This is a genomic window from Azorhizobium sp. AG788, from assembly GCF_943371865.1.
In the GTDB taxonomy this organism is placed as follows: Bacteria; Pseudomonadota; Alphaproteobacteria; order Rhizobiales; family Xanthobacteraceae; genus Azorhizobium.
The window spans coordinates 1-12,053 of the sequence record NZ_CALRWL010000021.1 but is presented as its reverse complement, the minus strand read 5'-3'; the positions used below and the strand labels follow the sequence as shown (position 1 = coordinate 12,053).

The 12,053-nt window shown below is 67.9% G+C and carries 11 protein-coding genes and 1 pseudogene; 2 read left to right on the top strand and 10 right to left on the bottom strand.

Going from position 1 to position 12,053, the window contains the following annotated elements:
- Nucleotides 1-32 precede the first annotated feature (32 nt).
- Complete coding sequence (locus AAG816_RS13730; protein WP_341990209.1) at nt 33-1,244, bottom strand: MFS transporter; 1,212 nt, start codon at nt 1,242-1,244, stop codon at nt 33-35.
- Nucleotides 1,245-1,523: 279 nt separating this feature from the next.
- Between AAG816_RS13730 and AAG816_RS13725 the strand changes: the two genes are divergently transcribed.
- Nucleotides 1,524-3,212, top strand: coding sequence for a DEAD/DEAH box helicase (locus AAG816_RS13725; protein ID WP_341990208.1), 1,689 nt, complete (start codon nt 1,524-1,526; stop codon nt 3,210-3,212).
- Between the two features lie 87 nt (nt 3,213-3,299).
- On the opposite strand, the gene AAG816_RS13720 is transcribed toward AAG816_RS13725, so the two are convergent.
- The 8 genes from AAG816_RS13720 to crcB form a co-directional block, all read right to left on the bottom strand.
- Nucleotides 3,300-3,929, bottom strand: a complete 630-nt coding sequence (locus tag AAG816_RS13720) for a TfoX/Sxy family protein (RefSeq protein WP_341990207.1) — start codon at nt 3,927-3,929, stop codon at nt 3,300-3,302.
- Between the two features lie 74 nt (nt 3,930-4,003).
- Entirely contained in the window at nt 4,004-4,780 is a 777-nt protein-coding gene (locus AAG816_RS13715; RefSeq protein WP_341990206.1) for an ATP12 family protein, read from the bottom strand.
- 38 nt (nt 4,781-4,818) lie between these two features.
- Nucleotides 4,819-5,553 (bottom strand): HAD-IA family hydrolase, encoded by a 735-nt coding sequence (locus AAG816_RS13710; protein ID WP_341990205.1) that lies wholly within the window; start codon nt 5,551-5,553, stop codon nt 4,819-4,821.
- A complete protein-coding gene (locus AAG816_RS13705) occupies nt 5,550-6,239 on the bottom strand; it encodes a zinc ribbon domain-containing protein (RefSeq protein WP_341990204.1) in 690 nt (229 codons plus the stop codon). Before AAG816_RS13705 ends, AAG816_RS13710 begins: the two co-directional genes overlap by 4 nt.
- A 178-nt stretch (nt 6,240-6,417) precedes the next feature.
- Nucleotides 6,418-8,280 carry a TRAP transporter large permease subunit gene (locus AAG816_RS13700; protein ID WP_341990274.1) on the bottom strand — a complete coding sequence of 621 codons (1,863 nt, stop codon included), beginning with the start codon at nt 8,278-8,280 and terminating at the stop codon, nt 6,418-6,420.
- An 88-nt stretch (nt 8,281-8,368) separates the two neighbouring features.
- Nucleotides 8,369-8,986 (bottom strand): TRAP transporter small permease subunit, encoded by a 618-nt coding sequence (locus AAG816_RS13695; protein WP_341990203.1) that lies wholly within the window; start codon nt 8,984-8,986, stop codon nt 8,369-8,371.
- A gap of 204 nt (nt 8,987-9,190) precedes the next feature.
- Complete coding sequence (locus tag AAG816_RS13690; RefSeq protein WP_341990202.1) at nt 9,191-10,324, bottom strand: RluA family pseudouridine synthase; 1,134 nt, start codon at nt 10,322-10,324, stop codon at nt 9,191-9,193.
- Nucleotides 10,325-10,449: 125 nt separating this feature from the next.
- Nucleotides 10,450-10,842 (bottom strand): fluoride efflux transporter CrcB, encoded by a 393-nt coding sequence (gene crcB, locus AAG816_RS13685; protein ID WP_341990201.1) that lies wholly within the window; start codon nt 10,840-10,842, stop codon nt 10,450-10,452.
- Nucleotides 10,843-11,024: 182 nt separating this feature from the next.
- Here crcB and AAG816_RS13680 point away from each other — a divergent pair, with 182 nt between their 5' ends.
- A complete protein-coding gene (locus AAG816_RS13680) occupies nt 11,025-11,282 on the top strand; it encodes a PepSY domain-containing protein (protein WP_341990200.1) in 258 nt (85 codons plus the stop codon).
- 46 nt (nt 11,283-11,328) lie between these two features.
- Here the strand turns inward: AAG816_RS13680 and AAG816_RS13675 are convergent.
- Nucleotides 11,329-12,053 (bottom strand): annotated as a pseudogene (locus AAG816_RS13675) (replication-associated recombination protein A); the annotation flags it as partial.

The following is a 12,053-nucleotide window of genomic DNA, read 5'->3' as shown; positions in this document are numbered from 1 at the left end:
GCGCCGCCAGAACCGGCGACGCCCGCACCCCGTCAGACGTGCTCGACCGGATCGGGCGCGTCAGCCTGCGCTGCGGCATCAGCGGTGCGCTTCAGCCGTGCCGCGAACGGCGCCAGCCGCGAGGCCGGCCAGGCCAGCGCCAGCATGGCGAGCCCGGCACCCACGAACAGGCCGGCGTTGGAGCCCAGCGCCGTCACCACCAGCCCCGCCACCACCGCGCCCACCGCCTGCCCGACGAAGAAGGATGTGGCATAGAGCGAAATGCCGGAGCCGCGCGCGGTGGGCGACAGTTCGGTGGCCAGGATCTGCAAGGTGTTGTGGATGGTGTAGAAGCCGAAGCCCCAGATGAAGAACAGCGCCACCACCACCGGCAATGAGGGGGCAAATGCCACCCCGATCAGGCACAGCCCCACCACGCTGGCGCCCACCGCCGCCATGGTGCCGAGGCCCAGAACCCGCACGAGATGGCGCACCACGAGGCTGTAGCCGACCCCGCCGATGGCAAACGCGCCGATGGCGATGCCCGCCTCCACCGCATTGCCGAAGCGAAACTCCACCAGCAGCGGCGCCACGAACGGAAACACGCCGAAGATCACCCCGCCCTCGAGGGCGGTGATGGCGAACAGCCGCACCGAGACCGGATTGCGCAGCACCGTGGCATAGCCGGCCAGGGCGGTCTTCACCGACAGCTTCTGCCGGGTGCCGATCTCGGTCAGGAACAGCATCGCCCCCACCGCCGCCAGCGCCGAGACCCCGGCGCCGGTCCAGAACACCGCCCGCCAGCCGAAATAGGCCGCGATCACCCCGGAAATGGTGGCGCCGCACAATTGCCCCAGCACCACCGCCAGCAGCAGACGCCCCAGCGCCTCCGGCCGGCGCTCGAATGGCACCCGGTCGCCCACGGTGGCCAAAGCCACCGGAATGATGCCCCCGGCCCAGCCGCCGGCGAAAATCCGCGCCAGCAGAAGCATGTCGTGATTGGGGGCAAGGGCCGACGCCACATGGCCCACCGTGAGCAGGGAGAGCGTGACGCGAATCAAGCGCACCCGCCCGAACGCATCGCCGATGGGGCCGAAGACCAATTGCATTGCGGCATATGGAAGCGCAAACGCGCTGGCCAGCAGGGCCGCGGTCTGCACAGACACGCGAAGATCCCCCGCCACCACATTCAGCATCGGATCGACGGCGCGCACGGTAAAACCGCTGGCAAAGTCTGCAAGACCAAGAATAAGCAGGAAGGGCATGGGCACTACACTGGAGGCGGCAGGCCGCCGGAACGCGCCCTGCCCGCCTCTGTCTTCCGCCCGGCACGCGGGGTCAAGCCGTGCGGGCGCATGGCAAGCGATGCATCCCGCCTGCGGCTGCATGGCTAAAACATTGACACAGCGCACAATGCTTCTATTTTCTAATGTGTCGTCCGAGATTTATTCGAATCCAAGCGCGCCGACCGACGACCACTCGTCTGGGCCCGTACACGGCACGGGACCTTCGATCAGCGGGGCGCTGCCGCATCAAGCGACGCAATGTTATTTTCCGAACTCGGCCTGAGCGAAAAAGTCCTCTCGGCCGTCACGGCCACGGGCTATACCCAACCCACGCCCATCCAGGAGCAAGCGATCCCGCACATTCTCGCCCGGCGAGATGTTTTGGGCCTTGCGCAGACTGGCACTGGCAAAACCGCAGCCTTCACGCTGCCAATGCTCACCATGTTGGAGCAGGGCCGGGCACGTGCGCGCATGCCTCGAACCCTCATCCTCGAACCGACGCGCGAACTCGCGGCGCAGGTTGAGGAGAATTTCACCCGCTATGGCAAGAACCATAAGCTGAACGTGGCGCTGCTCATCGGCGGCGTCTCCTTCGGCGACCAGGATGCCAAGCTCGGACGCGGTGTCGATGTGCTCATCGCCACCCCCGGCCGCCTGCTCGACCATGTGGAACGTGGTCGCCTGCTGCTGTCGGGCATCGAAATTCTCGTCATCGACGAAGCCGACCGCATGCTGGACATGGGCTTCATCCCGGACATCGAGCGCATCTGCAAGCAGGTGCCCTTCACCCGGCAGACCCTGTTCTTCTCGGCCACCATGCCGCCGGAGATTCAGCGCCTGGTGGCGCAGTTCCTGTCCAACCCGGTGCGGGTGGAGGTCTCCAAGCCGGCTTCCGTCACCACCACGGTCACCCAGCTCCTCGCCGCCTCCGGCCGCGAGGATTTCGAGAAGCGCGAAACCTTGCGCGGTCTCATCAATGGGGCCGAAGCGCTGCAGAACGGCATCGTGTTCTGCAACCGCAAGCGTGACGTCTCGGTGGTCCACCGCTCGCTGCAGAAGCACGGCTTCAATGCCGTGTGCCTGCATGGCGACATGGACCAGCATTCCCGCACCCAGGCCCTCGACCAGTTCCGCACCGGCGAAGCCAAATTGCTGGTGGCCTCCGACGTGGCCGCCCGCGGCCTCGACATCCCCGCGGTGAGCCACGTGTTCAATTATGACGTGCCCCATCACGCGGAAGACTATGTGCACCGCATCGGCCGCACCGGCCGGGCCGGCCGCGCGGGAACGGCGATCACCATCGTCACCCACGAGGAAGCCAAGTCGCTCTCCGCCATCGAAAAGCTGATCGGCAACGCCATCGTCTGGCAGGGCGCGCCCTTGGGCGATGCCCCGCCGCGCGAGAAGCGCGCCCGCAGCGATGACCGGCGCAGCGGCAGCGGCGAAAAGCGCGGCGGCAGCGGCGATCGTGAGGAGCACAGCGGGCGGACCAAACGGTCCGGTCGTGGTCGCTCCGAGGCCCGTCCGCCCCGTGAGGGCGAGGCCGAGCCGCGCGTGGCCCGCGAGCCCCGTCCCGAGCGGGAACCGCGCCCCGAGCGCGAGCCCCGTGCAGACCGTGAACCCCGTCCGGAGCGTGAGCCCCGGGCCGAGCGCGAGCCCCGTGCGGCCCGTGCGCCCCGCGCCGAAGGTGAGGCCCGCGCCGAGCGCGCGCCCCGCGCCGAAGGTGAAGGTCGCCCGGCCCGCGAGCCCCGCGCGCCGCGCACCGAGCAGGAGCCTCGGGCCGAGCGTTCGCGCACGCCCCGTCCGCCCCGCACCCCGGAAGCGGAAGCCGCCCCGGCCCAGGCCAGCCGCGCCCCCCGGCGCGAGCGTGCCCCGGCCAGCGAGCCGGCGGACATGTCCCACCTGCCCGCCTTCCTGCTGCGCCCCGTGCGCGTCAAGGCGAGCTGACAGCCAGAGGCAACGGCCGGATCCGATCCGGCCGTCAGCGACACATGAAAGCGCGCCCCGGTGGCGCGCTTTTTTTACGGGCGAGGCTCAGGTCCGCGGCGGGCGCCGGGGCGGGACGCTTGCGGCCTTCGGGGCGCGGCGGGCGCGCGCGGGTGCCGCATCCGGCGCAGATGCCGGCTCGGCGAGGCCCAGGGCATCGAAATCCGGCGGCGTGCTAAGGGCCTCGGTCTCGGCGGACCTAGCCTTGGTGGAAGTCGTGGCCTTGGCGGAGGTCTTGGGCGCCCGCCCGGAGCTCTTGGGCGCCTTGCGGGCGGCGGCGGCATGGGCAACCGCCAGCGCCTGAAGCAAGAGATCCCTGCGCAGATCGTCGTCGTCCAGCGCTTCGTCCGGGAGCCGCCAATAGGGCAGCGTGACCTCCCGGGTGCTGCTGACATAGTGGAAGGGCGACGAGCCGAGCCCAGCCATCCGCTCCGCAAATGCGGGGTCCACCTTCAGAAACAGCTCGCCGCGCGCTTGCAGCGCGAACATCAGGCCATCGCGAAACACCCCTCGCCCGCCGAACATCCGGCGGACTTCGGCCCCGCCGATCACCGCGAACTGCTCCAGCAGGTCGTCCGACGCGGATGCCCCGCCCTCGGCCGCCGCACCCGCCGGCTTGGCGACGCGGGCGGTGGGGGCACGGGTGGTGAGGGCACGGGTCCTGGGTGCACGCGCCATGGCGCGACCTCCGATCAAGAGACGAAGGACAGTGTGGCCCGTGCCGCGCCGGCGGCAAGGGGCCGGCGGCGGCTTCAGCCGCGCGACAACTCCAGCAGCCGCACCGCCGCCAGCATGTCCGCGTTGCGGGTGAGCCGGCGATGGGCGGCGGCCGTATCTTCGCCCCAGCGCTCGATATTCCAGTCCTCATCCACATGGGCGGCGGCCCAGGCGGTCTCCGCATCGATGGCGCCTTGCGCCACCGCCACCGCCAGGAAGGCCGAGCCGGTCAAGGCGGTGATGGAACTGAGGGCGGTCAAGGCCAGGACGTCGTCCACGGTCACCAGAGCGGCGGCGCGATCCAACATGTCCTGCGGCTGGGCCACATGGCGAATGCCTTGCGCCAGGAAGAAGCGGGCGCCATGGCTCTGGTGCAGCCAGTCCAGCACCGGATCCCAGTGTGCCGCCTGCCGCGCCACCAGGCTGTCCGGCCCCTCGGCGCGATAGAGCAACAGGTCGGTGCCCATGTAGCGCACGATCTCCTCCGCCACCGCCGCCCGTTCGCGGGCGACGCCATCGAGGGCCACATTCACCAGGCGGGTGAGCGGCATGGTGGAGGGATCGATCTCGGAACCCTGCGCCGCCCATTCCTGGGCCAAGGCCTCCGCCAGCGCCAAATGCGGCACCGCCAATTTGGCCTTGGCGGGGGTGCGCACCGGGCGCCCGTCCAGCAGGATCTCGAAACCGTCCTCGCCCTGGCGGGTGGACACCGCGGTGTAGAAGCGCTTGGGCAAGGTGCGGCGCCCGGCCGCCCGGATGCTCTCGGTGGGGTCCGCCGGGGTGCCGTCCAGGTCGGTCAGGATGTCGCGCATGATGTCCTCATAGGAGCATTCGCCGGCCGGCCCCCGCCTCAGGCCGCGCTGCGGACCGGGGGTACCAAGGCGGCGATGGCCGCCGGCACGGCGTTGAAATCGGTGACGATGGTGTCGGCGCCGGCGGCCAGCAGGCTGTCCACCGGATGATAGCCCCAGGCGACGCCGATGGCATGGGCGCCGGCGGCTTTCGCCATCTCGATGTCATAGCTGGTATCGCCGATCACCACGGTGCGGTGCGGCTCCACACCCATTTCCGCCATGGCCTGCAACACCATGGCCGGATGCGGCTTGGAGGGGGCGTCGTCCGCGGTCTGCACGGTGGAGAACCAGCCTTCCATGGCATTGGCCGCCAGCACGCGGGCAACCCCGCGCTGCGCCTTGCCGGTGACCATGCCCAGCAGCACGTCCTCGCGCCCGCGCAGATCATTGAGCACGTCGCGGGCGAACGGATACATGGGTTCCGGCGGCTCGCGGTCGCGCAGGATCACGAAGGCATCGCGATAGGCTTCCACCATCACCGCCACCGGAAACTCCGGATCCTCCGCCCCCAGCACCGTGAAGGCCTCATGCAGCGACAGGCCGACGATGGAGAGCATACGGGCGCGATCGGGCGCCACCAGATTGTGGCTGGCATAGGCATCCGTCATGGCGGCGACGATCATGTGCTGGCTGTCCACCAGGGTGCCGTCGCAATCGAACAGCACCAGGATGGGGTCTTCGGACACAGCGGCGATGGAAGGGATGGGGAGAGACACGGCGGCGGGGCTCATTTCTGGGTCAGCTTCTCGGTGGCCACATCATAGGTCCAAGAGGCGTTGGTGGGATCGGTGAACAGCACTTTCTCGAACCCGCGCGTCTTGCACTGGCGCGGGAACGGCCCGGAGATGATCAGTTCCACCGCCGACTTGGCGGGAAAGTTGAACTTCATGGTCAGGACGGTCGCCTCCGGACCCGTGGTGGCGACCACCATGTCCAGGCCGTTCTGGACGAAATTGTCCTGGGTGGTCTTGGCGAACGCCCGCCGCGACGCGGGATCGGAGGGCGTCGGCGGCGTGCCCGGCCGGGTGGTGGGCAGCGCCAAGGTCTCAGCGCCGCCCGCAGTGGGTGCCGGGGGCTGGGCCGACGGTGCCGGCAGGGTCGGCATCTGCGGCGCCACCGGCGGCACCAGGCTGGCGGCCGGCGGCGGCGCAGGCTCCGGGGCGGCGGGTGGGGCCGGCGGCGTGGGGATAGGCGTGGGAGCGGCGGCGGTCACCGTGGGCGCGCTCGGCTTGGGCTCCAGCAGAACCCAGACCCCCGCGCCGGCCACCAGGGCGGCGACCACACCCAATGCCCCCACCAGCAGCGGCATCAACCGTCGGGGCGAGGCATGCAAAGCGGTGCCGCAGGCGGCGCAATACAAGGCCTCGGGATGCACCGTCGCGCCGCAGCCTGGACAGGTGTCGGGCTGTGGGGACATGGGCACCTCCGTCTCGCAAACCTGCGGATTATCAACACGATCCGCCCGCGTGCCGCAGCGGACACCGAGCAGGATGGCCGCCCCGTTTAGCAGACCCGGACGCGCGAGCCTACGCCCCCGGACGCAGAACAGCCCGGCGCGGGGGCCGGGCTGTGATCAAGGTGGCGTGACGATCGGGCTATTTCGGGGCGCCGAAGTCCAGCGTCGGCGGCGGCGGGGCGTTGAGGTCCGGCGAGAGATTGTCGAACTGCTTCTGCACCGCCCCCTGCTCCAGTTGCACGGCGCTGCTCTTGTAGTGGGTGACCATGCCGGGGAACAGGATGATGAGGGCCACCATCAGGCACTGGATGCACACGAACGGCACCGCGCCCCAATAGATCTGGCCCGTGGTCACCGGCTCCATGCGCTTGCCGGTGAGACGATCCAGATAGGGCACCTTGGGCGCCACCGAGCGCAGGAAGAACAAGGCGAAGCCAAACGGCGGATGCATGAACGAGGTCTGCATGTTCACCGCCAGCATGACGCCGAACCAGATCAGATCGATGCCCAGTTTGTCCGCCACCGGCCCCAGCAAGGGGATGATGATGAAGGCCAACTCGAAATAATCGAGGAAGAAGGCCAGCAGGAACACCATGATGTTCACGACGATGAGGAAGCCGGTCTGCCCGCCGGGCAGGCCCACCAGCAGTTCCTCCACCCAGCGATGGCCATCCACGCCATAGAAGGTCAGCGAGAACACCCGCGAGCCCAGCAGTACGAACAGCACGAAGGCGGAGAGCTTGGCGGTGGAATAAGTGGCCTGCTTCAGCAGGTCGAACTTCAGCCGGCCGCGGGCGGTGGCCAGGAGGATGGCGCCCAGCGAGCCCATGGCGCCGCCTTCGGTGGGGGTGGCGACGCCGATGAAGATGGTGCCCAGCACCAGGAAGATCAGCGCCAGCGGCGGCACCATGACGAAGATCACCTGCTCGGCGAGCTTGGACAGCAGCTTGAGGCGCAGCACCCGGTTGACCACCGCCACAGCGAAGGCCACCGCCACGGTGACCGACATGGCCAGCACCACATAATCGGAGCCGATGCGCAGGCCGCTGCGCTCCATGGTGACGATGGCGATGGCGATGGACGCCGACAGCGCCAGGAACAGCGAGGGGGTCAATAGCCGGGCGGTGCCCGACATGATGAAATAGAGCAGCACGAATGCCACCACGCCCCAGACCGCCTGATTGGCGACGCCGGGAATGAGGCCGGCGGTGAGGCCCGGCAGCGAGCCGGTGGCGATCAGCACCGCAAAGCCGGCGGCGGCGATGGCGCCCAAGACCCGCGAGGGGCCCATCTTCTGCTGCGGATCGCGCAGCACCTGCGCCTCCAGCGGCAGGCCGGGGGTGGCTTTGGGGAAGATGGTGGAGACGAGGAAGATATAGCCCGCATACAGCGCGGCCAGCAGAAGGCCGGGCACGAAGGCGCCCTCATACATGTCGCCCACGGAGCGGTTGAGCTGGTCGGCCATGACGATCAGCACCAGCGACGGCGGGATGATCTGCGCCAGGGTGCCGGAGGCCGCGATCACGCCCGAGGCCACCCGGCGGTCATAGCCGTAGCGCAGCATGATCGGCAGCGAGATCAGGCCCATGGAGATCACGGACGCTGCCACCACGCCGGTGGTGGCCGCCAGCAAGGCGCCCACGAACACCACCGCATAGGCAAGACCGCCGCGGATGGAGCCGAATACCTGGCCGATGGTGTCCAGCAGGTCTTCCGCCATGCCGGAGCGTTCCAGCACCAGCCCCATGAAGGTGAAGAAGGGCACCGCCAGGAGCACTTCATTGTTCATGGTGCCATAGACGCGCTCCGGCAGAGCCTGGAGAAAGTCCGGCCGGAACAGGCCCAATTCGATGCCGATGAGGCCGAACACCAGGCCGTTGGCGGCGAGCGCGAAGGCCACCGGATAGCCCAGGAGCAGGAACCCCACCAGGCTCACGAACATGATCGGCGCCATGTTGTGGGTGATGAAGGCCCGTACCCCGCCATCGGCGGCGAAGGCCATGTCGGAGAAGCCGAAGGTGAGGGCCAGCGCAAAGGCGCACAGAAGGCCCGCCTTGAAGACGCGGTTCGCGGTCATGATGCGGTTCCCCTCAGGACTTTTGCGTGTCGGCAAGGAGGCGGGTCGCCTCCACATCGGCCAGCAGCCGCGCGGCTTCCGCCTCGGCGGAGGCCAGATGTCCTCCGGCACGGTCGTTGGGGTCGTCCAATTGGCCGCGCATGATGGCGACCCGCTTGATCAGTTCGGAAATGGCCTGGAAGAACAGCACCAGGAAGCCCAGCGGCACCAGCATCTTCGCCGGCCACTGCGGCAGGCCGCCCGCATTCAGCGACTGCTCATTGATGCGATAGGAATTGAGGAAGAATGGCCAGGAGGTGATCAGCATCACGATGGTGAACGGCAGCAGGAAGAAGATATGGCCGAACACGTCGATGCCGTCGCGGGTGCGCTTGCGCAGGCGCGAGCTGAGAATGTCGATGCGGATGTGCTCATTGTCCATGAGCGTCCAGGGCGAGCACAGCAGGAACACCGCCGCGAACAGCACCCACTGCAGTTCCAGCCAGGAATTGGAGCTGGAATCGAACAGCTTGCGGATGATCGCGTTAATGGCGGAGACCAGAACCGCCACCAGGATGAGCCACGCGACGGAACGGCCGATGCGGACGTTGATGGCATCGATCGCCCGGCTGAGCGCGAGCAGAAAGGTCATCTGGTTTCCCCCGGAGATCAGGATTCTGGCCGGAACAACAGTGTTGCCCCAGTTGTCCATTGAGCCGGCACCATAGGCAAACGCTGCCATTCCGCAAGTCTGGCCGAAGGTCTAACATTCAGAGTGAGGTACAGTGGGTTCGCTGCACTGCAGCAAGACTTTCGCCCCGGTTTGCGCCTGCCGCAGGACAGGCGCAAAGCCTTGTCAGCTCTCGGGCGCTTCCAGGATCGGGTCGTATTGGCTGGCATCCAGGCCCAGCACCGCCCAGGACTGCGCCATGTGCGGCGGCAGGGGCGCCGACACATCGATGAAGCCGCTGCCCTTGGGATGGGGAATCACCAGCCGGCGCGCCAGCAGATGCAATTTGTTCTGCAAGCCGCCGGGGAACTCCCAATTCTCGATGTCGAAATATTTCGGATCGCCGACGATGGGGTGGCCGATATGGGCCAGATGCGCGCGCAACTGATGGGTGCGCCCGGTCACCGGCTTCAGCGACAGCCAGCTCATCTTCTGGGCCGCCTGATCCACCACCGCATAATAAGTGATGGCGTGGCTGGCATCCTCCTCGCCGTGGCGGGCGACGCGCATGCGCTCCTCGCTCTCCTCGCGGGCGAGATAGGTGGAGATGCGGCCCTGGCGCGGCTTGGGCACGCCGGGCACCAGCGCCCAATAGATCTTGCGCGCCTCGCGGGAGCGGAAGCTCTTGGCCAGGATCGAGGCCGCCAGGCGGGTCTTGGCGATCAGCAGGCAGCCGGCGGTGTCCTTGTCGATGCGATGCACCAGGCGCGGCTTCTGGCCGTCGCGCACGGTGAGCGAATCGAGCATGCCGTCCACATGGCGATAGGTGCCGGATCCGCCTTGCACCGCCAGCCCCATGGGCTTGTTCAGCACCATCACGTCCTTGTCTTCATACAAGGTGATGGAGCGCAGGAATTCCTTGTCGGTCTGCTCGCGGCGGGCGCTGGGCTTCGGCGCCATGGGGGTGCCGTCGGGATTGGTGCGCACGGTGCGGGGCTTGCGGTACGGCCCCTCCTCGCCGGAGGGATCGCCCTCCGTGCCGGCGTCAGCGCCCTGCGCGGCGCGGGCCGCCCCGTGAGCGGCTTCTTGCGCCGCCTCCTGGAGCGCGCCGGCCTCGCCGCCGAGCGGGGGCACGCGCACCGCCTGCCCCGGCTCCAGCCGGGTGGAGGTCTTGATCCGGGCGCCATCCACGCGCACCTGTCCGGTGCGCACCAGCTTCTGCAGGTGGCCGAACGACAGCTCGGGGAAATGGGCCTTGAACCAGCGGTCCAGGCGCAAGCCTGCTTCGTCCGCCGTAACTGTTTTCAACTCGACCGCCATGCTGCGGGACACCTTTTGAACGTTCAGCGCCTATCCGACACAGATCCGCCCGTGCGTCCAGACTTAAGCGCGCAGAGCCGACGGGCAATTGGCGCGCAGCTCGGCCCGGACGGCGCCCGTCCGCCTCAGGACATCACCCGGATCAGCGCCAATCCGGCAAAAACCGCCATCAGGCACAGTACCAGGGAACCGCCGGCATAGGCCGCCGCATGCCAGAGCGCGCCGCGCTCATACAGCATGGCGAATTCCAGCGAGAAGGTCGAGAAGGTGGTGAAGCCGCCCAGCATGCCGGTGGTCAGCAGCAAGCGGATGTGGGGCGTCCACGGCCCCCCCTCCCCCATATGCATGGCGAACAAGGCGGTGAGCACCCCCATGAGGAAGCAGCCCAGCACATTGATAGCCATGGTGGCATAGGGAAAGTCCAGCAGTCCCAGCAGCCGCACGCTGCCGATATTGACCAGATGGCGCATGAGCCCGCCGAAGCCGGCGCCGAGGAAGACGAGAATGGCAGGCGTCATGAAGGCCCCCGTTTGCTGCACTGCGAACGCCTTGATACGGACCGCATGTGCCCCCCGCAAGACGTACCGTTGCGTCGCTCCTGCGCGCCGCAGATGACAGGCAGGCCGGGGCTGCGTAGCTTCAGATCGCCGCCGTCACACCGCCCCATGGCGGCTCGGTGCCAATGCGAAGGGGCTCTGCCATGCGTCAGCTGCTTGCGATTTCTGCGTTTGTGCTGTGTTCGACCGCCGCGCTGGCGGGCCCTGATCGCCCGGTCACCGATGATGAGCAGGCCAAGCTGGTGGCGGCCCTGACCGCCCAAGGCTGCACCGGCGGCCGGCTGCAGTTCGATGACGACGGCTATTACGAGGTGGACGACGCCAAGTGCAATGACGGCCGCACCTATGACTTCAAGTTCGACCGCAGCTACAAGATGATCGAGAAAGATCTCGAACACTGATGCCCACCGGCGGCACCGCCGCGAGAGGCGCGAGGGCCGCTGGGGGTCACCCGCCGTTGCGCTCTGCCTTGAGGCGCGCCCAATAGTCGAGGCGCTTCTTCACGTCACGCTCGAAGCCGCGCTCATTGGGCAGGTAGAGGTCCGGGCGGTTGGCGCCGGTCAGTTCCTCGGGGAAGAATTCCTGGCCCGCATAGGCATCGGGGAAATCGTGGTCGTAGCGATAGCCCTCGTGATAGCCCAATTCCTTCATGAGCTTGGTGGGGGCATTGAGGATCGACTTGGGCGGGGCCAATGAGCCGGTGCGCTGGGCCAAGGCGAGCGCCGCATTGAACGCGGCATAGGCCGCATTGGATTTCGGCGCCGTGGCCACATAAGCGATGGCCTGGGCCATGAACAGCCGACCCTCCGGCCAGCCGACCCGCTCAAACGCGGTCCAGGCCGCCACCACCTGCGGCATGGCCTGGGGATCGGCCATGCCCACGTCCTCGGAGGCGCAGCAGGCCAGGCGACGGAAGATGGTGCCGGGATCTTCGCCGCCATTCATCATCCGCGCCGCCCAATACATGGCCGCATTCACATCCGAGCCGCGCAGGCTTTTGTGGAAGCAGCTGAGCAGGTTGTAATGCTCCTCCTGCCCCTTGTCGTAGATCGGCGCCCGCTTCTGCACCGCCTCGCTGAGCCCGGCCACATCCAGGCTGGTGCCCGCCGGCAAGGTGAAGAGTTCCTCGCACAGGCCCAGAAGATAGCGCCCGTCGCCGTCCGCCATCTCCA

Bases quoted from the DNA above. Each gene is read 5' to 3' on its own strand.
- crcB (WP_341990201.1), bottom strand. From the start codon at position 10,842: ATGACGCCTGCCATTCTCGTCTTCCTCGGCGCCGGCTTCGGCGGGCTC.
- AAG816_RS13700 (WP_341990274.1), bottom strand. From the start codon at position 8,280: ATGGCCTTCGCCGCCGATGGCGGGGTACGGGCCTTCATCACCCACAAC.
- AAG816_RS13710 (WP_341990205.1), bottom strand. From the start codon at position 5,553: ATGAGCCCCGCCGCCGTGTCTCTCCCCATCCCTTCCATCGCCGCTGTG.
- AAG816_RS13680 (WP_341990200.1), top strand. From the start codon at position 11,025: ATGCGTCAGCTGCTTGCGATTTCTGCGTTTGTGCTGTGTTCGACCGCC.
- AAG816_RS13725 (WP_341990208.1), top strand. From the start codon at position 1,524: ATGTTATTTTCCGAACTCGGCCTGAGCGAAAAAGTCCTCTCGGCCGTC.
- AAG816_RS13715 (WP_341990206.1), bottom strand. From the start codon at position 4,780: ATGCGCGACATCCTGACCGACCTGGACGGCACCCCGGCGGACCCCACC.
- AAG816_RS13720 (WP_341990207.1), bottom strand. From the start codon at position 3,929: ATGGCGCGTGCACCCAGGACCCGTGCCCTCACCACCCGTGCCCCCACC.
- AAG816_RS13690 (WP_341990202.1), bottom strand. From the start codon at position 10,324: ATGGCGGTCGAGTTGAAAACAGTTACGGCGGACGAAGCAGGCTTGCGC.
- AAG816_RS13730 (WP_341990209.1), bottom strand. From the start codon at position 1,244: ATGCCCTTCCTGCTTATTCTTGGTCTTGCAGACTTTGCCAGCGGTTTT.
- AAG816_RS13695 (WP_341990203.1), bottom strand. From the start codon at position 8,986: ATGACCTTTCTGCTCGCGCTCAGCCGGGCGATCGATGCCATCAACGTC.
- AAG816_RS13705 (WP_341990204.1), bottom strand. From the start codon at position 6,239: ATGTCCCCACAGCCCGACACCTGTCCAGGCTGCGGCGCGACGGTGCAT.